22 protein-coding genes and 1 pseudogene are annotated in these 25,606 nt (G+C 61.3%); 22 read left to right on the top strand and 1 reads right to left on the bottom strand.

Translation table 11 applies throughout. The features are described 5' to 3' along the window. The first annotated feature begins 2 nt into the window (after positions 1 to 2). The 22 genes and pseudogenes from Q4T40_18945 to Q4T40_18840 all read left to right on the top strand — a co-directional run bounded on the left by Q4T40_18945 (position 3) and on the right by Q4T40_18840 (position 24,701). Positions 3 to 698 (top strand): class I SAM-dependent methyltransferase, encoded by a 696-nt coding sequence (locus Q4T40_18945; protein ID MDT8903312.1) that lies wholly within the window; start codon positions 3 to 5, stop codon positions 696 to 698. Between the two features lie 166 nt (positions 699 to 864). Next, positions 865 to 1,704 carry a methyl-accepting chemotaxis protein gene (locus Q4T40_18940; protein MDT8903311.1) on the top strand — a complete coding sequence of 280 codons (840 nt, stop codon included), beginning with the start codon at positions 865 to 867 and terminating at the stop codon, positions 1,702 to 1,704. A 344-nt stretch (positions 1,705 to 2,048) separates the two neighbouring features. Continuing rightward, positions 2,049 to 2,522, top strand: coding sequence for a (2Fe-2S)-binding protein (locus Q4T40_18935; GenBank protein ID MDT8903310.1), 474 nt, complete (start codon positions 2,049 to 2,051; stop codon positions 2,520 to 2,522). Beyond that, positions 2,522 to 4,788 (top strand): annotated as a pseudogene (locus tag Q4T40_18930) (xanthine dehydrogenase family protein molybdopterin-binding subunit). Before Q4T40_18935 ends, Q4T40_18930 begins: the two are co-directional and overlap by 1 nt. A 23-nt stretch (positions 4,789 to 4,811) precedes the next feature. Continuing rightward, entirely contained in the window at positions 4,812 to 5,984 is a 1,173-nt protein-coding gene (locus Q4T40_18925) for an amidohydrolase family protein (GenBank protein ID MDT8903309.1), read from the top strand. 19 nt (positions 5,985 to 6,003) lie between these two features. Beyond that, positions 6,004 to 7,506 (top strand): 4Fe-4S binding protein, encoded by a 1,503-nt coding sequence (locus Q4T40_18920; protein MDT8903308.1) that lies wholly within the window; start codon positions 6,004 to 6,006, stop codon positions 7,504 to 7,506. Positions 7,507 to 7,508: 2 nt separating this feature from the next. After that, positions 7,509 to 8,351: a hypothetical protein gene (locus tag Q4T40_18915; protein ID MDT8903307.1), complete on the top strand. Its 843-nt coding sequence runs from the start codon at positions 7,509 to 7,511 to the stop codon at positions 8,349 to 8,351. A 17-nt stretch (positions 8,352 to 8,368) separates the two neighbouring features. Further along, positions 8,369 to 8,947, top strand: a complete 579-nt coding sequence (locus Q4T40_18910; GenBank protein ID MDT8903306.1) for an amino acid synthesis family protein — start codon at positions 8,369 to 8,371, stop codon at positions 8,945 to 8,947. 12 nt (positions 8,948 to 8,959) lie between these two features. Continuing rightward, positions 8,960 to 9,853, top strand: a complete 894-nt coding sequence (mmsB, locus tag Q4T40_18905) for a 3-hydroxyisobutyrate dehydrogenase (GenBank protein MDT8903305.1) — start codon at positions 8,960 to 8,962, stop codon at positions 9,851 to 9,853. A gap of 11 nt (positions 9,854 to 9,864) precedes the next feature. Then, positions 9,865 to 11,280: an L-serine ammonia-lyase, iron-sulfur-dependent, subunit alpha gene (locus Q4T40_18900; protein ID MDT8903304.1), complete on the top strand. Its 1,416-nt coding sequence runs from the start codon at positions 9,865 to 9,867 to the stop codon at positions 11,278 to 11,280. A gap of 12 nt (positions 11,281 to 11,292) precedes the next feature. Further along, a complete protein-coding gene (locus Q4T40_18895) occupies positions 11,293 to 12,498 on the top strand; it encodes an aconitase/3-isopropylmalate dehydratase large subunit family protein (GenBank protein ID MDT8903303.1) in 1,206 nt (401 codons plus the stop codon). Then, positions 12,498 to 12,992 (top strand): 3-isopropylmalate dehydratase, encoded by a 495-nt coding sequence (locus Q4T40_18890; GenBank protein MDT8903302.1) that lies wholly within the window; start codon positions 12,498 to 12,500, stop codon positions 12,990 to 12,992. The genes Q4T40_18895 and Q4T40_18890 overlap by 1 nt, the downstream gene beginning before the upstream one ends. Positions 12,993 to 13,014: 22 nt before the next feature. Beyond that, on the top strand, positions 13,015 to 14,862 hold the full coding sequence (locus Q4T40_18885) for a cobalamin-dependent protein (protein MDT8903301.1): 1,848 nt from the start codon (positions 13,015 to 13,017) through the stop codon (positions 14,860 to 14,862). After that, positions 14,862 to 15,992 carry a PrpF domain-containing protein gene (locus Q4T40_18880; GenBank protein MDT8903300.1) on the top strand — a complete coding sequence of 377 codons (1,131 nt, stop codon included), beginning with the start codon at positions 14,862 to 14,864 and terminating at the stop codon, positions 15,990 to 15,992. The genes Q4T40_18885 and Q4T40_18880 overlap by 1 nt, the downstream gene beginning before the upstream one ends. Positions 15,993 to 16,018: 26 nt before the next feature. After that, the gene (locus tag Q4T40_18875; protein ID MDT8903299.1) at positions 16,019 to 17,443 is read left to right on the top strand and encodes a glutamate mutase L; all 1,425 of its coding nucleotides are present in this window, start codon (positions 16,019 to 16,021) and stop codon (positions 17,441 to 17,443) included. Positions 17,444 to 17,457: 14 nt separating this feature from the next. After that, a complete protein-coding gene (locus Q4T40_18870) occupies positions 17,458 to 18,330 on the top strand; it encodes an isocitrate lyase/PEP mutase family protein (GenBank protein MDT8903298.1) in 873 nt (290 codons plus the stop codon). A 19-nt stretch (positions 18,331 to 18,349) separates the two neighbouring features. Continuing rightward, complete coding sequence (locus Q4T40_18865; GenBank protein MDT8903297.1) at positions 18,350 to 19,231, top strand: xanthine dehydrogenase family protein subunit M; 882 nt, start codon at positions 18,350 to 18,352, stop codon at positions 19,229 to 19,231. A 146-nt stretch (positions 19,232 to 19,377) separates the two neighbouring features. Continuing rightward, on the top strand, positions 19,378 to 20,766 hold the full coding sequence (locus tag Q4T40_18860) for an MFS transporter (protein MDT8903296.1): 1,389 nt from the start codon (positions 19,378 to 19,380) through the stop codon (positions 20,764 to 20,766). Positions 20,767 to 20,906: 140 nt separating this feature from the next. Next, positions 20,907 to 21,386: an NAD(P)H-dependent oxidoreductase subunit E gene (locus tag Q4T40_18855; protein ID MDT8903295.1), complete on the top strand. Its 480-nt coding sequence runs from the start codon at positions 20,907 to 20,909 to the stop codon at positions 21,384 to 21,386. Between the two features lie 106 nt (positions 21,387 to 21,492). Continuing rightward, positions 21,493 to 23,403 carry an NADH-ubiquinone oxidoreductase-F iron-sulfur binding region domain-containing protein gene (locus tag Q4T40_18850; GenBank protein MDT8903294.1) on the top strand — a complete coding sequence of 637 codons (1,911 nt, stop codon included), beginning with the start codon at positions 21,493 to 21,495 and terminating at the stop codon, positions 23,401 to 23,403. Beyond that, complete coding sequence (locus tag Q4T40_18845) at positions 23,400 to 24,059, top strand: 2Fe-2S iron-sulfur cluster-binding protein (GenBank protein MDT8903293.1); 660 nt, start codon at positions 23,400 to 23,402, stop codon at positions 24,057 to 24,059. Before Q4T40_18850 ends, Q4T40_18845 begins: the two co-directional genes overlap by 4 nt. Positions 24,060 to 24,122: 63 nt before the next feature. Then, positions 24,123 to 24,701, top strand: coding sequence for a DJ-1/PfpI family protein (locus Q4T40_18840; GenBank protein MDT8903292.1), 579 nt, complete (start codon positions 24,123 to 24,125; stop codon positions 24,699 to 24,701). 43 nt (positions 24,702 to 24,744) lie between these two features. Here the strand turns inward: Q4T40_18840 and Q4T40_18835 are convergent, their stop codons facing one another. After that, on the bottom strand, positions 24,745 to 25,539 hold the full coding sequence (locus Q4T40_18835; protein ID MDT8903291.1) for a hypothetical protein: 795 nt from the start codon (positions 25,537 to 25,539) through the stop codon (positions 24,745 to 24,747). Positions 25,540 to 25,606 lie beyond the last annotated feature (67 nt).

Genomic DNA, 25,606 nt, shown 5'->3' with positions numbered 1-25,606 from the left:
CCATGAACGACAACAAGACCTCGCAAGCAGCAATACATTATGATGAGAACGTGCATAAGACCATCCCCCGCTATCACACCTTTCACGCCGAAGTGCTCGACCTTGTCCGGGTCTTGGCTCCTTCCCCCCGCTCCTGGCTCGATACGGGCTGCGGAACAGGCACCTTGATTGCCCGGGCGGCGGAATCGTTTACCAATACCCGCTTCCTGGCCGCGGACCCCTCCGAGGCCATGCTGGAGCTTGCCAGAGAGAAACTGGCCGCCTTGCCCGTGGACTATAACCAGTGCGGCAGCGAAAATCTTGCCTATACCGACTGTTTCGACGTCGTAACCGCCGTCATGGCGCATCACTATCTAAGTCCGGCGCAACGGGCGCAAGCTACCCGAAAATGCTGCGAGGGCCTGCGCGCCGGCGGCCTTTACATCACCTTCGAAACAATCCGTCCGCTGTCTGAGCGCGGCGTGCAAGTCGGCCTGCAGCGCTGGCGCGCACATCAACTCAACAGCGGCAAGGCGCCGGCGGAAGTTGAAAAACATATCAGCCGCTACGGAAGCGAACTATTACCCATTACAATCGCGGAACATCTGGCCTTGCTTGAAGGGTCCGGGTTTTCGGCGGCCGAGCTCTTTTGGGCTTCCGGCCTGCAAGCCGGGTTTTACGCCGTAAAACGGCCAACGCCTCCCTCCGGCACGTATTGACAATATGGCGCTAATCATGTAGATTTGATATTAAAAAACCTGGCAAAGGGGCCACCGCATAAGCGGTGGCCCCTTTTTGCCCCGTCGCAATCGCATTGTTGTTGGCACGATTATTGCGTGTTATTGTGAGAGCAATAGCAAATGCGAGGCAACGAGAAAGGAGACTATGGCAACAGCAGAAGAAATTTTGGCGAAGCTGGCTTATTCCTTGCCCCTTATTCAGGGCGCAGTCCATGAGGAAACCGGAGTCACCCTGACGAACCGCGACAACTTCCTGCTCTATAAGCCGGGAAAAACCTTCGATCTGAAAGTGCCGCCCAACGCGCCGGTCAAGCCGGGTAGCGGCGTATATCGGGCCATGCACGAGCGCCGGCGGATTGCTTTGCGCTTCGACAGCAGTCTGTATGGTGTACCTTATATTTCCGTCGCAGTTCCGGTATTCGACGAAGGCGGCGCGGTTGTCGGCGCTATTGCCATTACCCAGCCGGTTGAACTCGAGGAGAAGCTCAAAAACATGTCGGCGGGTTTGCTGGACAGCATCAGCACCCTTGCCGCCACCAGCGAGGAAATCTCGGCGCAGACTCAGGAGATCGCCGCTTCCAGTCAGTTGCTGACGAACCTGGCGCGCGAATCGCAGCAGAGGGCCAGGCAAACGGACGATGTCCTGGCATTGATTCGCACCATTGCCAATCAGACGAACCTTCTGGGACTCAACGCCGCGATCGAAGCCGCCCGGGTCGGCGAGCAGGGCCGAGGGTTCGGGGTAGTGGCGGAGGAGATTCGTAAACTGGCCGGAACGAGCACCGCTTCGGTGAACAATGTGAGCACCATCATCGATTCGCTGCGTAAAGACAGCGAAGAGTCCTACCGCCGTATGAACGAAATTCAAAGCTCGATTTCCCAGATCGCCGAGGCAGTCGGACAGATCGCCGCCACCGTCCAGCAGATTACGCAAAGCGTAGCGCAGTTGGATAAAATCGCCGAAACAATGAATTGTCAGGAATAAGGCAGCTGATTTCAAAAATGAAATGACGCGAAGGCGCATATTGCCTTCGCGAGCAAAAAGCGGCCCTGTTTGCCGCTTTGGATTATCCCGAAAGCTGCTGGTTTTATGGGAAAATAGAACCGCCCATGTTGCCCGAATTGCAATTGGCCGTTGGTGCCCTTGCAATTATGAAATGTCATTTCGCTTTTGCAATGTCGTTTAAGCCTTATCCACAGCATGTCTAATCAAGAAACAGCAAAGAGAACCCACACGGCAACGACGCCTGGCAGTTTATCTGGCAGGTTTTTTGTTTGTTTTGCGGTCTGGTACAGTTCGTGCTAGGAATATTTCCGGAGGTGTAAGCCTTGAATATCGAGATTTCCTGCAAAATTAACCGACAAAACGTAAAAGCATCTGTCAGCCCCGAACTACTTTTGGTCGATTTCTTGCGCGACGACATTGGGCTGACCGGCACCAAGCGGGGCTGCGGGATAGGCGAATGCGGGGCTTGTACCGTGATCCTTGACGGCCAGACGGTTGCCTCGTGCCTGATTCCGGCGGCAGCTGTCGATGGCTGCGAAATCACGACAGTCGAAGGGCTCTCCGAAGGGGAAAAACTGCACGTATTGCAACAGGCATTCCTCGACCACGGCGCGGTACAATGCGGTTTTTGCACCCCGGGGATGCTGCTGTCCGCCAAAGCATTGCTGGACAAAAACCCTAAGCCGACCCGCGAAGAGATCAAGGTCGCCATCTCCGGCAATGTCTGTCGGTGCACCGGCTACACCAAGATCGTTGATGCGGTTGAAGCGGTCGCCCGTCAAGGAGGTGCGGGGTGATGAGGCTTTCCGGCGTAGGCGACTCGGTGCTGAAATCCGATGCGCTGGCCAAGGTAACCGGCGCGGCGATCTTCGCCGCGGACATCAAGCGTCCCGGCCTGGCATTCGCCAAAGTTGTCCGCAGCGAGATCGCTCATGCCGTCATCGAAGACATCGACGTGGCGGCAGCGGCCGCGACTCCCGGCGTTCTCGCCGTTCTGACCGCGAAAGATATCCCCGGGACCAATGGCGTCGGCATAATCATCAAAGACGAACCGATGCTGGCCGGCGATAAGATCAGGCGCCGCGGCGACGCGCTGGCGCTGGTGGTGGCCGAATCCGAAAAAATTGCCATAGACGCCGGTAAAAAAGTACGCGTCACCTGCAAAGAACTGCCGGCGTATTTTGACCCGTACGCCGCCATGGCAACCGGCGCGGTGCCGCTTCATGGCTCGTCAAACGTTCTGACGGTGCGGAAAATTCGCAAAGGCGATGTGGAAGCCGCGTTCGCCGCCTCGGCGGTGATCGTTGAAAAGCGCTATACCACCCAATGGGTCGAGCACGCCTACATCGAGCCGGAAGCCGGCGTCGCCGAGTACGACGGCAACGTGATCACCATCTGGGTCTCATCGCAAAACGTGCACTTCGACCGCCGCGAAGTGGCCCGCAACATGGACCTGGGTGTCCATCAGGTTCGCATCGTGCAGGCAGTGACCGGCGGCGGCTTCGGCGGCAAGCTCGACATCTCGGTTCAGTGCTACCTGGCGCTGGCGGCCTACAAGACAAGACGGCCGGTGAAAATGGTCTGGCAGCGCGAAGAATCGATGACCGCCTCCGCCAAGCGCCATCCATATTGGATCGACTACAAAGTCGGCGCCGATGCGTCAGGTAAATGGCTGGCCCTGAAAGCGACCGTCGTCGGCGACAGCGGCGCTTACGCATCGTACGGCCCTGCCGTGCTGACCAGGGCGGCCGTACACGCCACCGGCCCCTATGAAGTGCCGAACGTATTCGTTGACGCCTACGCGGTGTATACCAACAACCCCCAGGCGGGCGCAATGCGAGGCTTCGGCGTTCCGCAGATGGCGTTCGCGCACGAGTCGCATATGGACCTGTTGGCGGAAGAACTGGGAATGCCGCCGTACGCAATCAGGGCCGTAAACGTCCTGCGGCCCGGTGGGACGACCGCAACCGGTCAAGTTCTCAACCACAGCGTAGGCATCGAGGCAACGCTGAACCAGGCTTGCGCCCAGGCCGACAAGCTGTTCCGCACGGGGGTATTGTGATGAAAAAACGGGGCATCGGGATTGGCTGCATGTATTACGGAATCGGCAACACCGGCCTCCCCAATCCGGCTTCGGCCTTCGTCGAATGGCTTGACGAAGGGGCGGCCAACCTGCTGACGGGCTGCGCCGACATCGGCCAGGGATCAGATACCGTTCTGGCGCAGGTCGTGGCGGAAGAGCTGGGCATCAGCATGGAAAACGTCCGGGTCACCTCGGCGGATACCCTGGTGACTCCTGACGGCGGCGCGACAAGCGCCAGCCGGCAGACCTACATTTCCGGCAACGCCGTCCGCCTGGCGGCCCAAGAAGCCAAGCAAGTGGCGCTGGCCGAAGCCCGCGCCATGCTGAAAACGGACGGACCTGTAGACTTTGTGCGCGGGCAGGTCATCGTCAACGGAAAAGCGACGACGCTGACAGTCAAAGAAGTGATCAACAACTGCCGCCTCAAAGGAAAACTCACCCTCGGGCACGGCTGGTTCAATCCGGAGACTACCGGCCTCGACGCCGCGACCGGCGCCGGCTCGCCGTACGCCACGTACGCCTTCGCGACCCAGGTCGTCGAGGTCGAGGTGGACACCGAGACCGGCCTTGTGGAAGTCACGCGGATCGTTGCCAGCCACGATGTCGGCAAAGCCATCAATCCGCAGCTTGTGGAGGCGCAAATCGAGGGCGGCAGCAACATGGGGGTCGGCTACGGCTTGCTTGAAGAAGTAACCGTCGCCGAAGGCCGGATCGGCAACCCGAATTTTGATACGTACCTGTTGCCGACCGCACTGGACACCCCGGAAATATACCCCTTCATCGTCGAGGACCCTGAGCCAACCGGCCCGTTCGGCGCCAAAGGCGTCGGCGAACCGGCACTGATCCCCACGGCGGCAGCTATCGCCAACGCCGTTCACGATGCGATCGGGGTGCGCATCTACTCGCTGCCGATCACGCCGGAAAGGGTCCTTCAGGCGCTGGCGGAAAAGGAAGCTACTGTAGCGAAAGCGGCGGAGTGATTAAGCGAATAGGAGTGAACAGCATGGAAGTCACCGTTATCAAAAATATCGGAACGATCGTCAGCGGACTTGTCGACCAACCGACTGTCGCTGGCTCGGTGATTGTCATCAAAGACGGCAAAATTGACGCTGTGGGCGGCGATGACCTGATTGCCGCTCTGGACGCGGCAGCCGTGAAGTATAAATCGATAGACGCCGGCGGCATGACCGTAACTCCCGGACTGATCGATTCCCATACCCATCCCGTGATCGGCGACTATACTCCGCGGCAAAAGATGGCCGATTTCATCGACAGCTCGATCCACGGCGGGGTCACCACCATGATCTCGGCCGGGGAAGTCCATACCCCCGGCCGGCCGACCGACCCGGCGGGCGTCAAGGCCCTGGCGATTCTCGCGAGTAAGTCGTTCGCCATCCTTAAGCCGGGCGGCGTGAAAGTCTACGCCGGCGCCGTCATCTTGGAAAAAGGACTGACCGAAGCCGACTTCGCCGAAATGGCCTCTGCCGGCGTCCGAATTGTCGGCGAAGTCGGCCTGGGCTCGGTGAAAAAACCGGAAGATGCCGCGCCGATGGTGGCGTGGGCGAAAAAACACAACATGAAGGTCATGATGCATACCGGGGGAACCTCAATACCCGGCAGTTCCACCGTCACCGCTGCTGATGTAATCAAAACCGACCCGGATGTCGTTTCCCACATCAACGGCGGCCCGACCGCCGTCTCCCTCGCGGAAGTGGACAGCCTGCTGGACAACACCGGGCTTGCGCTGGAAATCGTGCAGTGCGGCAACCCGAAGGTCGCCGACTATGTCGCCCGCAAAGCCCAAGCCGCCAACCAGCTTTACCGCATCATCTTCGGGAACGATGCTCCCTCCGGCACCGGCGTCATCCCGCTGGGCATCCTGCGGAATATTTGCCAACTGGCCAGCATGTCCGGGATTCCGGCCGCTCAGGCGATAGCGATGGCCACCGGCAATACCGCCCGCGTGTATGGGCTGAATACCGGCGTGATCGCCCCGGGCAAAGAAGCGGATATCGTCATTATGGACACCCCGATGGGCTCGGTAGGCAAGAACGCGCTGGAAGCGATCGAAGCCGGCGACTTGCCGGGTGTCGCGCTGGTTCTGGTCGATGGAGTGGTCAAGGTGAGCAAAAGCCGCAACACGCCCCCGCCCGTGGGGAAAGTCACTATCGCCTGACCGTAGGGAGGAAGCTCGCATGATCATCATTCAAAAGGATCGCTGCAAAGCCTGCTCATTGTGTGTAAAGAACTGCCCGACCGGGGCGGTGAAGATTATCGACAAACTGGCTGTTGTGCAGGAAAACTGCGTCAGCTGCGGAGTCTGCGTGCGGGTATGTCCCTTTCAGGCGATCGCGCGCGTGGCGGAAATCGCCGCCGGCTCGGCCTCCTGCCGTTCTTGCCCGGTGCAGTGCGAGATCAAACCGGGCTTTGAAGGCGCTTGCCGGCGCTACAGCAACATCAACGGCACGCTGGTCCGTAACCGGGACCTTGTCCTCGAAAGCCAACGGGCCCGAACGGCCGACCGCGCCATCCCCGACCGGCCGCTGACAACCGGCGCGGGGGCCGGCACCGAATACCCCTGCTGCCGCCCGGCGCCGCATATCGTCGGCGACACGGTGGACGGCATCGATGTCGTCACCGTCGTCACCGAAGCGCCGCTCAGCTATAGCGGCATCAAGATCAAAATCGACGCCAACCAGCATATCGGCGAAGAAGGCGCCAAAATCTTTCGCGACGGCGCGGTTGTCGGCATGGTCGAGCCCGAGGAGTACGGATCGAAGATGCTCTACATTGGCGGCGCAAGCATACTAAGCGGCAAAAACGGCTTTGCCGCCGCCCGGACGATCGTCGAACTGGCGAATGAAGAACGGGTCACGCTGCAGGTAGAGAAAGGCAGCACATTGGAGCTGCAGGTCGGCTGCGTGCCAGTCATTGATGGCGTCGCCGAGAAAAAGATGCGGGTCGGCTGTGGCAGCGCCACAGTCGGCATGTTCGCCCGGACCATGAGCGAGGCGGTCGAAGAAGTGATCGTTCTCGACCACCACATTATTGGACTATTGTCCGAGCATCGCGCCGGAGAGGAAGTAGGCATGCGTTGGAGCGGCGTTGTGCCGAACGGCCGAAAAAGCACCCGGGGGCGTTACTTCGGCGATCCCGGCCATGGCTGGGGCGGCACGCACATCGAACACCCGCTGGAGGCCGTCAAATCGGTCGACATGGCGGTAGCCCAAGCCGGAATGAAAATCTTGGTGACCGAAACCACCGGGCAAAAGGGCGCACTGCTGCAAGTCCAGCCGGACGGCAGCGTGGCTGAAATCCCGTTGACTGCTGCCGCTAAAGCCATCGTCGACTTGATTGCCGACAACTGCGAAGAAGCGAGGGTGTCGGCCGTATACGTCGGCGGAACGGGCGGCAGCGCGCGGGCCGGCGTCACAACTTTCCCCATCAAGCTGTCGCGGGCGGTGCATGCGGGCGAGGCTAAACTGACCATCGGCGGAGCCGAAACCTTTATCCTGCCCGGCGGCGGCATCAACTTCCTGGTCGATGTCGAGCAGGTCGCCCCGAAAGCCTTCACCTGGGTACCGACCCCCGCCACAGTGGCGCCGGTCGAATACACTATGACCCGCAACAAATATGCGGAAATCGGCGGCCATGTCGACGCCATCAAACCTTTACCCTCCTTGCGGCAAGGCAAGTAACGATGATAAACGAACTGGGTCCTGGGAAAGTGGCGCTCGACTACGGGCCTACCCAGATGGTCATCCAGATTTCCGGCGCGGGCGCGACCACCCGACTGGCGCGCGAAGCCGCAGTGTATGCCGTCAGGCAAATCGGCGAACTGGCCGAAGTCAGGCTGATCGCGGCCAGGCCTCAACAGGAACTCGGCGATATCGCCGGTTTGCCGGAAGTGTTGCAGCGCATGGCGGCCGCGGTACGCATGTCGGGTGACGAAGACCTGACACCGCTGGCGGCGGTTGCCGGCGCGATCGCCGACATGACGGCCGACTGGCTTTTCGCCCAGGGCATACCACGCTGCATCGTCAACAACGGTGGCGATATCGCCGTCAGGCTGGCGGACAACGAGCGAGTGACGGTCGGCGTCGCTCCGGGGCTCGGCCGGCAGCCCGCCCATGTATTGCGGCCTAACGCCGGCGACGGGATCGGCGGTATAACGACCAGCGGCTCGGGAGGACGAAGTTTCTCCCAAGGGATCGCCACCGCGGCCACGGTCGCGGCCAGCTGCGCCGCCCTGGCGGACGCCTGTTCCACCAGCATCGGCAACGCCGTCTACGCCCCCCACCCGGCGATCCGTCTGGTGCGGGCCGAGGAAATCGATCCCGCGACCGACATCCCCGGCCGCTTGGTGGTCCGAGACATAGGCGAACTGCCGCCCGAAATCATCCAAGCGGCGCTCGGAAATGGCCGGCGACGGGCAAAGCAGTATTACGACAAGGGAATCATCCGTGGCTGCGCCATCTTCATCGGCGATATCGCGGTAACGGTGCCGGAAGAATTTCTGTACCCGCTGAAAAACAATAAATAAAGAAAGAGGTGGACCGCTTGGAAATCCGTAAAATTGTGACCGTTGTGGAAGAAACCCGTCAGGAAGCGGGCAAAGAGCTCGCGAAACCTACGCGCAAGGTGGCGGCGGCGGCGGTGCTGACCAACCCGTATGCCGGCAAATACGTAGAAGATTTGACCCCCCTGATCGACGCCAGCGTCGCCATCGGCGAGCTGCTCACCAAAAAGGCCGTGGAGGCCTTAGGCATTGCGCCGGAAAAAGTCGAAAGCTATGGCAAAGCGGCCATCGTCGGCACCAACGGCGAACTTGAGCATGCCGCCGCCTTGCTGCATCCGAAACTCGGCACCCCCATCCGCGACAATGTCGGCGGCGGCAAGGCCATCCTGCCCTCCACCAAGAAGGTCGGCGGGCCAGGCACCGCGATCGACGTTTCCCTCGGTTTTAAAAACGCCGCCTATGTGCGGACGCATTTCGACGCCATGGAAGTGCGGATCGCCGACGCGCCGCGCGAAAACGAAATAGTTCTGATTATCGCCCTCACCGATTCCGGGCGTCCCTTGCCACGGGTAGGCGGTTTGACAGTCGATCAGGTCAAGGGTGAAGACGGACTAAGATAGGAGGACGCCATTTTGCGAATCGGATTTATCGGCATCGGAGCCATGGGAAAACCGATGGCTCTCAACCTCATGAAAGCCGGCTACGAACTGTTTGTCTTCGACGTTAGTAAGGAAGCGGTAACGGCGATGGAGCAGCAGGGCGCTAAGCCGTGCGCATCGCCGCAGGACCTGGCGCGGCAAACCGACGTTGTCGTCACCATGCTCCCCAACGCCAAAATCGTGGAAGCCACCGTCACCGGCGACACCGGGCTGTTATCCGGGTCGAGGCCCGGACAGATATTGATCGACATGAGCAGTGTCTCTTCCGCCAGCACCAGGCAGATGGCCGCGCTGGCCCGGAAAAACGGCGTCGGCTATGTCGACGCCCCGGTCAGCGGCGGCGTGGCGGGCGCGACCGCCGGAACACTGACCATAATGGTCGGCGGCGAGGCGGACGACGTCCGGAAAGTCGACCCGGTGTTGCGGGCGATGGGTAAAAACATTCACCATGTCGGCGGCGTAGGGGCCGGAGACGCCATCAAAGTCGTCAATAACCTGCTGCTTGGCATCAACATGGCCGCGGTGGCGGAAGCACTGGTGCTGGGCGTCAAATCCGGCCTGTCGCCCGAGATCATGCTGGACATAATCAAGGGAAGCTCCGGCAGGAGCTATGCCCTGGAGGCCAAGGGTCCCGGCTTCATCCTGAAAAACAACTTCGCGGCCGGATTTGCCATCGACCTCCAGTATAAAGACCTGGAACTGGCGATCGAAACCGCCAAAACCCTAGAGACGCCGCTGCCGCTCGGAACGTTGGCGCAGCAGGTATTCGAGATGGCGCGTGCCAAAGGCCTGGGCAAAGAGGACATTTCCGCCGTGATCAAGGTATGGGAAGAACTTGTCGGCGTGCAAGTCCGCGAAAACAAGTAAGAGGTGTGGCAATGGAAACAATTATCGGAACCATGACAGAGCAAGGACTGGCGCCCGGACGGTTGACGGTCGGCGACTGCATCGCCCTTGCGCGGCAAACCGGTGAGCGGGTCAGCGAGGTGATCATCGCCGAAGCGATGGCTGTCGGGCAACTCACCCGCCAGGAAGTGCTGTCGGCGGTTATGGCCAGTTTTTCCCACAATCTGTACGCCATCGAAATCGGCACAACCACCGGATCGAGCTTTTTGATGGGCAACGCCGGCCGCGAACTGGCGCAGGAACCGGCAACGCCGATCGTGGCAGACGCCTTCCTCAACAAAGTACTTGCTTATACGCTCGGCGCCCAGGTCGGCAATCACTCGGTCGGCTTGCAGCCCTGCGCCGGCACGGGCGACTCCTGCACCTACTCGGGGTTCGTCAAAGCGATGCTGGAAGAAGGCCTGGAGTTTGAGCTGACCGCCCGCGTCGCGGCCGTGATGATGAAAATCGGCACGATTTTCCGTGTCGGAAAAACCACAACCGGCTGCAACATGGAGGGCTTCGGGGCCGGCTCGGCCGCTTCGGCCGCAGCTTTCGTCGAACTGGCGGGCGGCAGCCCGGACCAGATGGAACGGGCGATTGTCATGGCCCTGTCGCCCACGATCGCCAATCCCTGCACTCCCCGGGTGATGGTGGCGGGTTTGTGCGCCACCCATATCGGCGGCGGCGTGATGATCGGCAAACTGGCGGCCCAATTGGCGATGCATACCTCCATCCCGATCACGGTGCCGGCGGATGTCATGATAGCCATGGCCGCGGCGGTCCACCCCATCTCGGCAAAATACGTGGTACCGACCGTCATCCAGTACATGGAGCCCTTCTTCAAGACCAACCAGGCGGTGGAAAGCTACATTTCGCCCGACATCAAGGCGGACGAAAGCGCCCGGATCGATCAGACCATCGGCCAGGCGCTGGCCGAAGCCCGAGCCTTGGCCAGCAAGGCCAACCCGATCGTGAAACCGTTCAGCGAAGCCGTGGTGGGGGGCAGCAGTCAGGCTGTCGGTTCGCCGACGAACGCGGCGCGCATCGCGCATTTCCTCGCCAAGGGCGATGTGCGGAAGGTCCGGATCGAACTCTATGCCGAGCTGTTTGCCCGGAGGGGGATCAATGTCCCCGGGATCCTCATGGCGGCCGTATACGGCGCCGGCACGGATAACAGCAAGCTCTACCGCGAAGTGATGGACAAGGTTGCCGCCGCCGGAATCGCGGTGGAGATCGTACCGGCAGCGGAAGCCCAATTGCAGAAGATCACCGTCGAGGCCACCGAGCGGAACGGGATGGTGGAAACCCTAAACCGGGGCGGCGCGCGACTGGTGCTGAAAAACGCCTCTGATCTGCCCGAAGCGTTCCGGATTGCCAAAGAGCTCGGCATCGACACCGTCGAGTAGGAGGAAACATTTTTGAACTTTATTGAGAGGTATTTGGCTGCGGCCGCCGGACTACAAGAAGTCTGCGTGGGGCAGGACATCCGCTGCCGGGTCGATTTGGCCATGAGCCACGACGTCACGGCGCCGATAGCCATTCAACAGTTTGAGCAGATCGGGATCGACCGGGTGTTTGATCCGCAAAAAGTGGTCTTGGTTATTGACCATATATTTCCGGCCGCGACCGTGCAGGCCCGCACCGCGCACTGGATTATGAAGGAATTTGCCCGCAAATACGGTGTGACCCTTTACAGCAAGGGCGAGGGCGTCTGCCACCAGTTGTTGTCCGAGCGGCACCGGCTGCAGCCTGGCCAGATACTGGTCGGGGCGGACTCGCACACCTGCACCGCCGGCGGGTACGGCGTCATCGGCATACCGGTCGGCTCGACCGAGCTTGCCGCCGCGATGGCGACCGGAACGATCGACCTGGAAGTGCCGCCTGTCGTCGAGGTATATCTGACCGGTGCCCTCCAAGGGTATGCGGCCGGCAAAGATATCGTGCTGCACCTCATCCGGCATTTTGGCGTGGACGGCCTCACCGACAAAGCGGTCGTTTTTACCGGACCGGGGATTGCCTGCCTGCCGCTGGAAGAGCGGATGACCATTTGCAATATGGGGATCGAGATGGGGGCGATGATCGCCTGTTTCGGCTCGGAAAGCAAAGCCGACCAGGTGGCCGAAACCGTCGAGCTCCCCCTGGAAAAGATCGCCCCCGTCGCGGCCTGCCCGCCTTCGCCCGCGAACGTGAAACCGGTGGCCGAGCTTGGCGACATTGCCGTGAGCCAGGTGGTAATCGGCAGCTGCACCAACGGCCGCCTGAACGACGTGGCAAAAGCGGTGGCTGTACTGAGACGGCATCCCGTTCACCCGGATGTGAACTGTTTGATCATCCCCGCGTCGAAAATCGTGCTGGACGAAATGGAAACCCGCGGCTGGTGCAAAATCCTACGGGACGCGGGCGCGGTTGTGACAAACCCGGGATGCGGCCCGTGCTTCGGGGCGCATCAGGGGCTGGGAGCGGAGCAAGACGTCATCGTCTCGACGACCAACCGCAACTTCCCCGGCCGCATGGGACACCGTTCCGCCGGCATTTATCTGACATCCCCGGCGACCGCCGCGGCTACCGCCGTACGCGGCAAAATCACCGAGCCGGGTGCGCTGCTGGCGGAGGAGGGGCATTGATGGAACCGATCAAAGGACGTATCTGGGTTTTTGGCGACAATATAGATACCGACCAGATCCTGCCCGGCTACGCAATGGCGGAGGCTGCGGCCAACCTGGGGCGCTTCGCAATGGCAGGCAGCAAAATGCCGGACTTCTCGAGCCAAGTGAAACCGGGCGACATTATCGTCGCCGGCAAGAACTTCGGCGGCGGCTCAAGCCGCGAACAAGCGCCGGTCGCATTGCGGGCCGCCGGCGTGAGCCTGGTGATCGCTCCTTCTTTCGCGCGCATCTTCCGCCGGAATTCCATTAATATCGGGTTGCCGGTCCTCCTGGCCGACATCCGGGAACACGTCAAGACCGGCGACTGGATCGAGGTCGACCTTGCGGCGGGCACCATCCGGACGGCGGACAAAGTGCTGGCGGGACAACCGCTCGCGCCGACCGTCCTGGCCACCGTCCAAGCCGGCGGCTTGATCAACAGGGTCCGGCAAGAACTCGGAATCACAGACTGAGAATGACTGCGGAGGGAAAACAATGCAGGAAAAAACCTGGCGGATTATAGCCGAAGACTATGAACGGGTGAAAGCGTACGCGGAGACATTCGCCGTTCCCATGCCGACGCTCGGGAAAGACGGATCGGTGGACGGCATGCCGGCCCCGTATCCGCGGACAGTCAGCGGTGTCGAGCGCAGCGGCTACCGGATCTACGAGCTGGCCCGGCAGGCCGAAAAAACCGGGATTCCGGTGCAAAACCCGATCCTGGGCCGGAACACGGCGGAAGAAACCTACAAAGAATCGCTGGAAATGTACAATATGGCCGAAAAACTCGGCATCAAACTATTCCACTTCGTTCACTCCGAGGCCACCCGGCATATCGACCCGCTGAACGGCCGCGAACTGATCGAGCAGTCGCGCGGCAAGGGCGGCATCACGCCGCTGGGCGAACGGCAGTTGGTCGAGCTGGGCGGCGGCGCGACTCATCCTATGCGCATCAACGCGACCGGCGACACCCCCCACCTCTCCATCATCAACGCCTTAATCGCCGGCTTCGACGGCACCGACATCGGTCCCGTCATCCATGTCCATTTCGGCGGCCGCGGCATTCACGACTACAAGACCAAGGTGGTCAACGGCTACCGCGCGCTGGAAATCTGCGCCGAAAGCAACATGTTCGTCCAGATCGAGTCGCATAAACACCTGAACAACATCGGCGGCACCGACGGTATGGCGCTGGCCATGTGCCTACTGGCCGAAGGTCTGGGCATCCTGGCCGGACTCCCGCCCGAACTGAGCGCCGTTCAGATGAATGTGGCCGGCCTCAACCTGCTCGGCGACCTCGCCGCGATGCGCGCCTTCAAAGAAACCATGTGGAGCAAGAGCCTGATCGTGGTGCCGGAAACCTTCCAGAATCCGCCGGGCGATCTTATCGCCGAAGCGGCTCATTTCGCCCGCATGGCGATCAGCGCCAAGCTGGGCGGCGCCCACTTCTACCGGCCGAAAGCGGCCGAATCCGTGGGTATTCCGACCGGCGGCTCGATGGCGAAGGCCATCTGGGGTACGCAGAATGTATTCGAAAGCACGGTCAAAGTCGAAATCAGCGATCCCTATATCGACGCCCGCAAGACGGAGATTCTCGATGAAGCGATGGCGGTGCTCGAAGGAGTGCTCGGCATCGGACGGACACTGGCGCCGAGCGAGATCAACGAGCGCTTCTGGCGCGGCTATGAAAGCGACGAACTCATCGAAAAAATCGTCGCCGCCGGCAAAGCCGGCATCATGGACTGCCCGCGCGCCGGCGGCTGGGACCTGAAACGCCATGTCCGCACCCACCGCGACAAGGACGGCATCAAACGCTACGTGCCGGGCTTCACCCCCCTGGGCGTGGATACGGCGCGGATGGCAATCACCAGTGAAGCGGTCGAAGTGCCTGTTGTCAAGAAACCGACGCGGAAGCACAAAATGGTCTTGGCCACGGTCGGCGCCGACGCGCATGTCATGGGCGTCAACATGATCCGCGAGGCTTTCGAAAAAGCCGGCTACGAAGTTATCTACCTGCGCGGCATGAACCTGCCGGAAACGGTGGCGGAAGTGGCCGCCGAAGCCAAAGCCGAGATTGTCGGGGTCACCAACCTTCTGGGTCTCGGGCGCGAACTCTTCCCGCGGGTGCAAAAACGCCTGCAGGAACTCGGCATGAGCGACAAGGTGCTGCTGATCGCCGGGGGACGGATCGCGGAAAAAGAGGAAGAGCACGCCTTCTACGAAGAGAAAATCGCCAAAGAAGGCCCGGGCTTCCTCGGTGTGGAGAATTTTTTCGGTCCGGGCACCGATCCGGACCAATGCGTCGAATGGACGGCAAAAGCGCTTGAGAGGAAGGGTCTGTAATGGCTGATATGAGGCGAATCCCCTGCGTGATTCTGCGCGGCGGCACCAGCAAGGGAATCTTTCTGAAAACGAACCACCTGCCCCAGGATAAGGACCTGCGCGATAAAGTGATCCTCGAAATCTTCGGCAGTCCCGATGTCCGCCAAATCGACGGCTTGGCCGGCGCCGACCCGCTGACCAGCAAAGTGGCGATTATCGGCCCCTCCACCCATCCCGGCGCCGATGTCGACTACACCTTCGGCCAGGTAAGCATCAACACCCCGTATGTCGACTACTCCGGCAACTGCGGCAACATTTCCTCCGGCGTCGGCCCGTTCGCCATCGACGAGGGATATGTGGCGGCGACCGGCTCGCTCACAACGGTAAGAATCCACAACACCAACACCGGCAAGATCCTCGTCGCCGAAGTGCCGACCGAGGATGGCCTCGCCAAAGTGAAGGGCGACTGCAAAATCGACGGCGTGCCCGGTACCGGCGCTAAAATTATGATGGATTTTTCCGGCACCGCCGGCTCGGTGACCAAGAAGCTGCTGCCGACCGGCAACCCGGTGGATACCATTCAGACCAGCGCCGGACCGCTGGAGATTTCAATCGTCGACGTCTCCAACCCCTGCGTATTCGTCCGCGCCAAAGATGTGGGCATGACCGGTGGCGAAACCCCTCAGGACGTCAACGGCAACCCGAAGCTGCTCGCCCTCATGGAAGAGATTCGCGCGCAAGCCTGCGTCATGATCGGCATGGCGCCCGACGTCGCGACAGCCACCGCCAAAAGCCCGGCCTTCCCGATGGTCGCCTTCGTCGCACCGGCGATGGACTATGTCGATTTCACCTCGGGCCAGACCATCCGCAAAGACCAGATCGACTTTATCTCCCGCATGATGTTCATGCAGGTGCTGCACAAGACCTATCCCGGTACCGGCACGGCCTGCACCGGCGCCGCCGCCAAAATCCCCGGCACAATCGTGCACGAGGCCATTCCCCACATCGATTCCCTCAAGGTTATCCGCATCGGCCACCCGGCCGGCGTCATCGAGATCGAAGCCGCCTTCGAGAACGGGCAGCTGTCGCGGGCGGCGTTCGCCCGGACCGCGCGACGGATCATGGAAGGGTATGCGTTCGTCAGAAATTGATGGCTCGACAGGGGAGATGAACAGACATGGAAGCAAACCTCCTCGTATATGACGTCGGCAGCACCTACACCAAGCTGACGGCCTTTCGCCTGGCGGACGGAGTGCTGACCTATACGGCCCGCGCCCAGGCGCCGACGACCATCGAAGACATCGAAATCGGCGTGCAGGCGGCCCGCGGTTCGTTGGCGCAGCAAGGCGTGACTGTCGCTGCAGCCCCGGCGATATACTCCACCAGCAGCGCCGCCGGCGGCCTGCGGATGATCGCGCTCGGCTATATGCCGCGCGTGACCGCTAAAGCAGCCAAAGAAGTGGCGATGAGCGCCGGCGCGCGGGTGCTGGAAATCGTCAACCATGAAGACCCGCCGGAATACCGCCTGCAGGTTCTGCGGGAAATCAAGCCTGACATTGTTCTGCTGGCCGGCGGTACCGACGGCGGCGACCGGGATTCACTGATCGAGAACGCCAGAATCATCGTGCAGTCAGGCAGCAAAGCCGTCATCATTATCGCCGGCAACAAAGACGCCCAGGGCGAAGCGGCCGACATCCTCGCCCGCGGCGGGGTGGCATCAATTCGCGTCCCCAACGTCATGCCCACCATTCACGAGCTTAAAGTCAAGCCGGCCCGCGAGGCTATCCACGAGCAGTTCATCAAGCAAATCACGCAGGCCAAAGGACTTCACAAACTGCTGGATGTCATTTCCGACCAAAAAGTCATGCCGACGCCGGGTGCCGTCCTGCTGGGAGCGGAGCTGCTCGCCAAAGGCACCTATACCCGGGAAGGCGTCGGCGACATGCTCGTCATCGATATCGGCGGCGCAACCACCGATATCCATTCCGTGCTGCCGGAGCTCGACAAACTGACGATCGAGGAAAAGGGGCTGGTCGTCACCAACGAAAAGCAGCCCTCCTACCGCACGGTTGAAGGAAACCTGGGCTTAAGGATCAGCGCCACCGGCATCGTCGAGGCGGTCGGGCCGCAGGGCGTCCTCGCCAAAATAGGCAAACAGGGCGAAGAACTGCAGGAACAGTTGCTGGCTTATACGGCCTTCCTGGAGAAAAACCCCGAGCACATCAGCCGCACCGAAACCGAACGGGAATTTGACCTGGCGCTGGCCGCCGCCGCCATTGAGGTGGCGCTGAAGCGGCACGCCGGCTATATCTCCCAGGAATTCAACCCCGTCATGGGAATCGTGCCGGGAACGCCGCTTGGCCGCGACCTGCGCCGGGTCAGGAACGTCATCGCCGTGGGCGGCATCTTCACGCACCGCTCGGCGGCGGATAAGCTGTTCGTGTTGAAGCAGGCGTTCGCCAATCCGGGCATTTCCCTGTTGCCGACAGAACCGCGCTTTATCGTGGATGAGAACTACCTTCTCTACGCGGTAGGCGTTCTCGGACAAAAATACAGCGACGCCTGTCTGGCTTTCGCCCGACGGCAGTTCGGACTCGACTAGCGAAGGAGAAACAGATGAAGAAAACAACGATCTTGAAGCAACTGTTGGCCGGCAAGGAAATCCTCGTCGCGCCGGGCGCCCACGATGCGCTGGCGGCCAAAATCGTCGAAAAAGCGGGCTTCGCCGCCGTCTACTTTACCGGCTACGGCCAGGCTGCCAGTCATCTGGGCGGGCCCGACGTCGGGTTGATGACCATGACCGAAATGGTGATGCGGGCGCGGAACTTCGCCGCCGCGGTCGGGATCCCCGTCATCGCTGACGGCGATACTGGCTTCGGCAACGCCGTCAATGTCATGCGGACCGTAAGGGAATACGAAGCCGCCGGGGTGGCGGCGATCCAACTGGAAGACCAGATCGCCCCGAAGAAATGCGGCCACATGACCGGCCGCCAGGTAATCGCGCTCGACGAAATGGTCGGCAAAATCAAGGCGGCGGTGGCCGCGCGCCAGGATCAGGATTTCGTGATCATCGCCCGGACCGACGCCCGCACCACCCTCGGGATCGAAGAAGCCTTGCGTCGCGGCAAAGCGTTCGCTGCGGCCGGCGCCGACGTGCTGTTCATCGAATCGCCGGAGAGCCTGGATGAGATGAAGCTCATCACCTCCAGCTTCGACATACCGGTGCTGGCCAACATGGTGGAAGGCGGCCGCACGCCGCTCATGACCGCCAAGGAACTGGAGGCGCTCGGTTACGGTCTGGTTATCTTCCCGACTTCATCGACCTACATCACCGCCCAGGCAGTCACCCGCGTCATGCAGGAACTTAAGTCCACAGGCACCACTCAAGGCTTAGTCGGAGACATGATTCCCTTCCAGCAGTTCAACGAACTGGTCGGACTGCCCGCGGTCCGGGACATCGAAAACCAATACCTCCCCCCACAGAAATGACCCGGGAAGGAGCACGCGTATGAGTTACACGTATCACGCCCCCCGCAGCATCGCGGAGCTAATGGCGGTCATGGCGGAGAAAAAAGACGGCGCGATGGTACTGGCGGGGGGAACCGACGTCATGGTGGAGATTCGGGCGGGCCATACGCCGCAAGCCCTTGTCGACATAACCAAGATCGCCGACCTCAACGGCATCCGCAGCGACGGCGACACCATCCATATCGGCCCGACCACGACCTTCACCGCCATCGTGGAATCGCCGATCATCCGCGAAGCCGCTTTCGTCCTCGCCCAGGCCGCCGCGTCGGTCGGCTCGCCGCAAATCAGAAACCGCGGCACCGTCGGCGGCAACATTGTCAACGCCTCGCCTGCGGCCGACTCGGTCCCTGCCCTGGTCGCCCTCGACGCCGGGCTGCGCCTCCTGTCACCGGCTGGCGAGCGCACGTTGGGCATTGAAGAGTTCCTCGTCGGCGTCGGCCAGACAGCCATTTTGCCGGGCGAAGTTCTTGTGGACATTTCCTTTCCGGCCCTGGCGCCCAAGACCGGAAGCGCCTTCATCAAACTGGGACGCCGCAAGGCGCTTGCCATTTCACGGATCAGCGCCGCCGCCATCATCGGCTACGACGACCGCGAGCTTATGTGCACGGATTGCCGGATCGCCGTCGGCGCGGTTGCCCAAAGCCCCTTCCGCGTCAGAACGGCGGAAAATATCTGGAAAAACTGCAGCCTGACGCGCAACAACCGCGACGCCTGCGTCCAGGCGGCGTTGCAGGAAATCAGTGTGACCTTGGGGCAGCGGGCGTCCGCGGCCTACAAAAAGCAGGCTGGTCCGGCTATCATCCGGCGTGCCGTCGACGCGGCCCTGGGACAGGTATTCGGTGGATGGGAACAAGTTCTCTAAACCGGTTGATATATGAATCATCGATAAAAGACCCTGCCGAAAACACGAAAGGAGGTGGTGGGTGCGCGTTAATAGCAGGTGTTCCGGAGAGAGGTAGGGATTGTAAATATTAAAATAAAAAACTGAAAAAGCGGAGGTAATCAGAAATGGCGACAACCACGTTTACCGCGGAAGAGCTTATTGGCCGCATGGAACGATTGCCGTTCTCGCGGATGCACAAGAAAATCTTTACCCTGGCCGCAATCGGCTATCTGTTTGATGCCTTTGATATCATGCTGCTCAGCTTCGTCATGCCTGCCCTCGCGAAGGATCTTGGCCTGACGCCGTTGCAGATCGGTCTGGCCTTCAGCATATCCTTCCTGGGGATGTTTTTCGGTGCGCTGTGCGGCGGCATTCTGGCAGACATGTTCGGCCGCCTGAAGCTTTTCAAAATTACCTTGCTGGTATTCTCGGTCGCGACCTTCCTCACCGGGTTTGTGAACAGCTACGAAACCCTTTTGATTCTGCGGTTCATTACCGGTCTTGGTCTGGGTTCCGAGCAACCCGTTGTCTTCACCTACAACAGCGAAATGATGCCCAGCGCCTATCGAGGCCGTCTCAACGGCCTGACGGAAGCTCTGTGGGGCGGCGGGGTGCTGATCGCCTCCGGCGTTGCCCTTCTGCTCGTTCCCGCCTACGGCTGGCGAGCCGCTTTCTTCGCCGGCGTTCTCCCGGCCATCCTTGTTTGGTTCCTGCGCAAAGGCATTCCCGAATCGCCCCGCTGGTACATCGTAAAAGGCGACTATAAAGCCGCCGAACAACACCTTGCCGAAATCGAGCAGGCCGTCGAGGCGGAAACCGGCACGAAGCTGCCGCCGCCGCAGCCGGTCAGCAAGCTCGAATCGCAAACCGGCAACCGGATGGCCGTCATCTTCCGCCCCCTGTTCATGCGGCGCACGGTGATGCTGTGGATCCTGTGGTTCTGCCTCATGTTCGGTTACTGGGGCCTGAATTCCTGGCTGCCCACCCTGTTGAAAAACTCCGGTTATTCGACCTTCGCCTCGATCGGCTATGTTTTGGTCATGAACCTGGTCTGGATCCCGAGCGGCTTGCTGGGATCTTACCTAGCCGATAAAGTGGGCCGGAAGTTGCCGATTGTCGTCTACCTGCTGCTGTCCGGCGTCACCGGCATTCTCTACGGCTGGGCCCTCACCCATAAGATGCCGGTGGAACTCATGCTGACCTTCGGCTCCCTGTCGGTGTTCTTCCTGGCCGGCGCCTACTCGGTCGTCTTCGCCTACACACCGGAAAATTACCCGACCGAAGTTCGCGGCACCGGTACCGGTTCGGCCATGTCCCTGGGCCGTATCGGCGGCATCCTGGCACCGACCGTAGTCGGCTATCTCTATCCGATCATCGGGCTGTACATGACCCTGACGGTCGTCAGTATCGGCTTCGTATTGTCGGCGCTCGCGGTCGGCTTCCTCGGCACCGAGACCAAGGGCAAAAACCTCGAGTCCTGCAACGTCGTAGAAACCAAAGGGGCTTCGGTATAATAGCAGGTGGAGCCTCCAAATCCCGTAAAGAAGGCGAGATGCGTACGCATCTCGCCTTCTTTTGTCCATAGAAAGCGCCGCCGCATGTTATAATGAAGTTAACAATCACGCCAATGCCGCTATTCTTAGGAGGGTTTCCCGTGGGCGACGAACCGCTGTGCGTAACGGAGATTTTGCAGGCCTTGCCGGAAAATGAAAGGCAAATGATCAATATTCTCAACCAAATACAGCAGCAAAAGGGGTATATTTCCCGTGAAGACCTCCAGGAACTTGCGGCTGAAACCGGGCAGCCGGAATCAGTGCTGCAGGGGCTGGTCAGCTTTTTCAACAGCTTCCGCACCCGCCCGCTGGGCAGGAATCACATATCGGTATGCTACGGAACGGCCTGTTATACCAGGGGGGCGGATTTGCTATATGACCGTTTAGCCGGCGAAATGGAGCTCGACGCCGACGGCACTTCCGCCGACGGATTCGTCACCATCGACAAGGTGCAGTGCGTCGGCGCCTGCAGCCTGGCTCCGGTTCTCATCTGTAACGGCGACCTCGAAGGCAAGGCAAAATCGCACCAAATGGCGGGCAAACTGCGGGAATTAAGAGAAGAAGATGCAAAGCGCGGCTGAAGACTTATTCGTCAGGGCGAAAATGCAACTGCCCCCTAAGCATTATACCCCCCCGCCCCCCGCCGCCCCGGTGCCTTCTAAAGCGCCTCAGGAAATCCCCCCGTTATTGGCTGTCCGCTACGGATTGCGGGCGATACCGCCCGCCCTCCGGGCAATAGCCGAACAGGGTCACGCCGACCTATGCCCAGCCAATATGTCCCGCATCAGCGTCGGGATGGCCTCCTGCGGCCAAGCGGCCGGCGCGGCGCCGTGGGCGGCCCGGCTGGCGGCCCGGCCGGATTTTGTCAACCGCGTAATCGTACGCAACGTCGGCTGTATCGGTGCCTGCTACGCCGAGCCGCTGGTCGACGTCCGGACTCCCGACGGTCTGCACCACATTTTCGGGGAGGTCTCCAGTGAAGTTCACTGGCCGATCATTCGCACCGCCCAGCAGCGCTCCATGCAGCAGGGCGCATGGCTCGTGCTGCGCGAACGCTGCCCCGGGTTGCTGACCGGGTTCGAGGATCTGGAAACAGTAAAGGCGCCAAGAGCAGCGTTCGCCGCTTTTTTCGAGCATCAAAAACGCCGCATCACCGGTAACTGCGGCCTGATCGACCCCCTCAGCCTGCCGGAATACGTCGCCACCGGCGGCTATTTCGCCCTTGCCAAGGCTTTGTTAGAGCGTACCCCGGACGACATAATTGCCGAAATTACCGCCTCCGGCCTTAGGGGCAGGGGCGGCGGCGGCTTTTATACCGGCCGGAAATGGGAAACCGCGGCCGCCAGCCGCGACCCGCGGCGGTTTGTCATTGCCAACGCGGATGAAGGCGACCCGGGGGCCTACATGGACCGGACGCTGATGGAAAGCGACCCCCACCGGGTGCTCGAAGGGATAATACTGGCCGCATATGCCTGCGGAGCCGGCGAGGCATACATATTCGTGCGGCACGAGTACCCGCTGGCGGTGGCGAGACTGCGCCGGGCCGTCGGCGATGCCCGGGCCGCCGGACTGCTGGGCGAAGAGATACTGGGAACGAACTTTTCCCTTAAGGTCGGTATCATTCAGAGCGGCGGCGCGTTCGTCTGCGGCGAAGAATCGTCCCTGCTCCAGGTTATGCAGGGCCGGCGCGGCGAACCATGGCCGCGTCCGCCGTACCCGGCGCAGCAGGGTTTCTACGGGCATCCCACCGTTATCAACAACGTGGAAACGCTCGCCAACGTCCCGTGGATTATCGCCCGCGGCGCCGCCGCCTTCCGCGAGGCCGGCAACGCCGACAGCCCGGGAACGAAAATTTTCTGCCTTACCGGCGATATACCAAATACCGGCTTTATTGAAGTGCCCTTGGGCGACGGCGCCCGGACGGTCGTCGAAAGAATCGGCGGCGCCTCGCCTGATGAAGTCAAAGCGCTGCAGATCGGCGGGCCCTCCGGCGGCATCGTTCCCTACACCGATTTTGCCCTCGACTATTCCTCGCTGTCTACGGCAGGGGCGATGATCGGCTCCGGCGGACTGGTCGTCCTCAATCATTCGCGCTGCGTGGTAGACCTGGCCCGGCACCTGAGCAGCTTCATGGCCGACGAATCCTGCGGCCAGTGCCTGTTTTGCCGGGACGGCCTCGCCCGCATTACCGGCCTGCTGGAAGAACTGACATCCGGCAAAGGAGCCCCGGGCCTTATCGACGAACTCGCGGAACTGAGCCGGGCCGTCGCCGACCTGTCGCTGTGCGCACTGGGCCGAACGGCCATAAACCCCCTGCTGACGACCATCCGCCATTTCCGCAGTGAATGCGAGGCCCACCTGGCCGGCATCTGCCCGGCACTATCCTGTAAACCCCTGATCCGTTTCGAGATCATCCCCTCCCGCTGCACCGACTGCCGGGGTTGCCTGGATTGCCCGGTGCAGGCGATCAGCTATCAGGCCGGCAAGGGCCCGCTCGGCTACACCTTCGACCATGAGAAGTGCACTCGCTGCCGGATTTGCGCCGAGATCTGCCCCCATTATGCCATCCGGGCGGTTTCCGGAGGTGACCGGCTGTGAATGAGACCATAACCATCATCGTGGACGGGCAACCGTTGGCGGTTTCGGCGGGCGAGCCGCTGCTGCCGGCCTTGCTGGCGGCAGGTTTCAATATACCGGCGCTGTGTTATCATACCCGGCTTGGCGCGCAGCGCCGCTGCAGCCTGTGCATCGTCGAAGTGTTCAGCCAGGGCCGGTGGAAGGCAAGCCACGCCTGTACGCTTCCCAGCGCCTCCGGGCTGGAAATACGCACCGCATCCCCCGCCATACACCGTCTGAGGGCTCTGGCTGCGCAAATGCTGCAAGCGCGGGCTCCCTTCCGGGAGCAAGCGGTCGCCGCCCTGCTAAACGACGTGCTCGCCGCCGCGGAGGCGGCCGGCGTCGCGGTCGCCCCGCCGCGAGCCGCCAGTGGCGTCGGTGGGGCGCAAAGCGAATCCGCATTGCCGGAAATGGCCAAGGGGTGCATTCTCTGCGGCCGCTGCGTCGCCGTCTGCCGGAAAATAGGCAGAAGCTATCTGACCTTTCTTGATAAAGGAACAAAGCTGCGGATAAGCTATGCGCCGGGCGCGGCTAGCAACGGCTGCGGCGCCTGCCGGGCTTGCGCGCGCCTATGCCCCACCGCCTTTATCCGGACCAACGGCCAGACGGCCTTTGCTGCCAGCCTTTATCCGGAGTAACGCTGTCGGGCAGGCCGACCAGCCGCTAAGGCGCATATAATGAGTTCCGAAGGAGTGGTTAGCATGATTACCATCGGCATTATCCTCTTTCCCCAGATCGAAGAACTCGACTTCGTCGGCCCGTATGAAGTGTTGAGCTATATCAACAAAATCCGGCCAGACAGCACGCGCGTCCTCCTCGTGGCCGAAGACCGCGAACCGGTAGCCGCCTTCAACGGCCTGCGGATCATTCCCGATACCACTCTCGCCGAGTGCCCGCCGCTCGACATCATCGTCGCTCCCGGCGGCAAAGGTCGCCTGGCCGCGATGAAAAATCAGGTCATCCTCGCGTTCCTGCGCAACCGGCAGACACGCGCCAGATTCGTCACCTCCGTCTGCACGGGTGCTTTCCTGCTTGCTGAGGCGGGTCTGCTCACCGGTCGCAAGGCCACTACCTATCACACTGCCTTTTCCGAACTGGCGGCCTATTCCGTCGAAGTTCTGCCCGCCAAAGTTGTCCGCGACGGCGCCATCGTCACCGCCGGCGGCGTCAGCTCCGGCCTCGAGCTCGGCTTCTACCTGCTGCGGGAACTGTTCGGCGCCGATCTTGCCCAGGAAGTGGCCCGCAAAATCGAATACGATGTTGACGTGATCGCCCTGTGACCCGGACGAAAAAGCGGATGCCCGGCGGCATCCGCTTTGCTTTTCAGCTGTCCTGCGCTATTTCGTCCAGCAGCATATCGTAAACCGAATGGGGCGCGACGGGCTGCCAGCCCTGGTCACCCGGCGCTGTCCGCATCTTTCCGGCCTCATCGTACAGCATCCTGGTCGTTGCGCGGTACTTCTTCGCCGCCGGCTGGAAGTCCACCGCCGATATCGCATACTTGGTGCCGTCCTTGACAGTCTCGTAGATCGTCAGTACCTCGACGCTCGTCTGTCCGCCCCCGGACCGCACCGAAGCCGATTTGTAAAGATAATACGCATTGTTGTCCGTCGACTTGGCCAGAAATTTAAAACCGGGCAGCGCGTACGGAGGCGGCGTCGCGTTCACCGTCAGGCCGCGGCTCTTGCAGTACGTCACCACCGCCGCCATGATCCGTTCCGTGTCCGAACCGGGGATAACATATTCCCAGTCGCCGCCGGCCGTATCGGCCGAAAGCACCTGGCCGCCCTCGCCGTACAGCATCTTCGCCTTTACGGCGACCAGCCGTTCCGATGGCCGGAAGACGGCATCCCAGCTCTCGGTCTTGACGCCGTTTTTGACGATGCTCTTCGTAAACCGGAGCACCAGCGACACATCTTTGCCGTTCGCCTTAACGGTGGTTGGGTCGAGCGAAACCGTATCCCCGCCGGCTGTTGTCAGCATATTGGCGAACTGCGGCGTCTCCCTCGCCTGCGGCGCAGGCGGGGGCGCAGGCGGGGGCGCTACGGGTTTCGTTGCGCCGCAGCCGCTCAGGGCAAGGGCAAGGAGCAGTGTCAGAAGGGTCGAAATCAGGCGCATGAAAAAATCCCCTTTCGCAAACCACCCTGTTAATATTCGTCTCCGGCCCTGCAGTTCCCTTCCTGAC

The organism is Selenomonadales bacterium 4137-cl (genome assembly GCA_032334055.1).
In the GTDB taxonomy this organism is placed as follows: Bacteria; Bacillota; Negativicutes; order Sporomusales; family UBA7701; genus Anaeroselena; species Anaeroselena agilis.
This window is presented reverse-complemented; position numbering and strand designations above follow the sequence as displayed.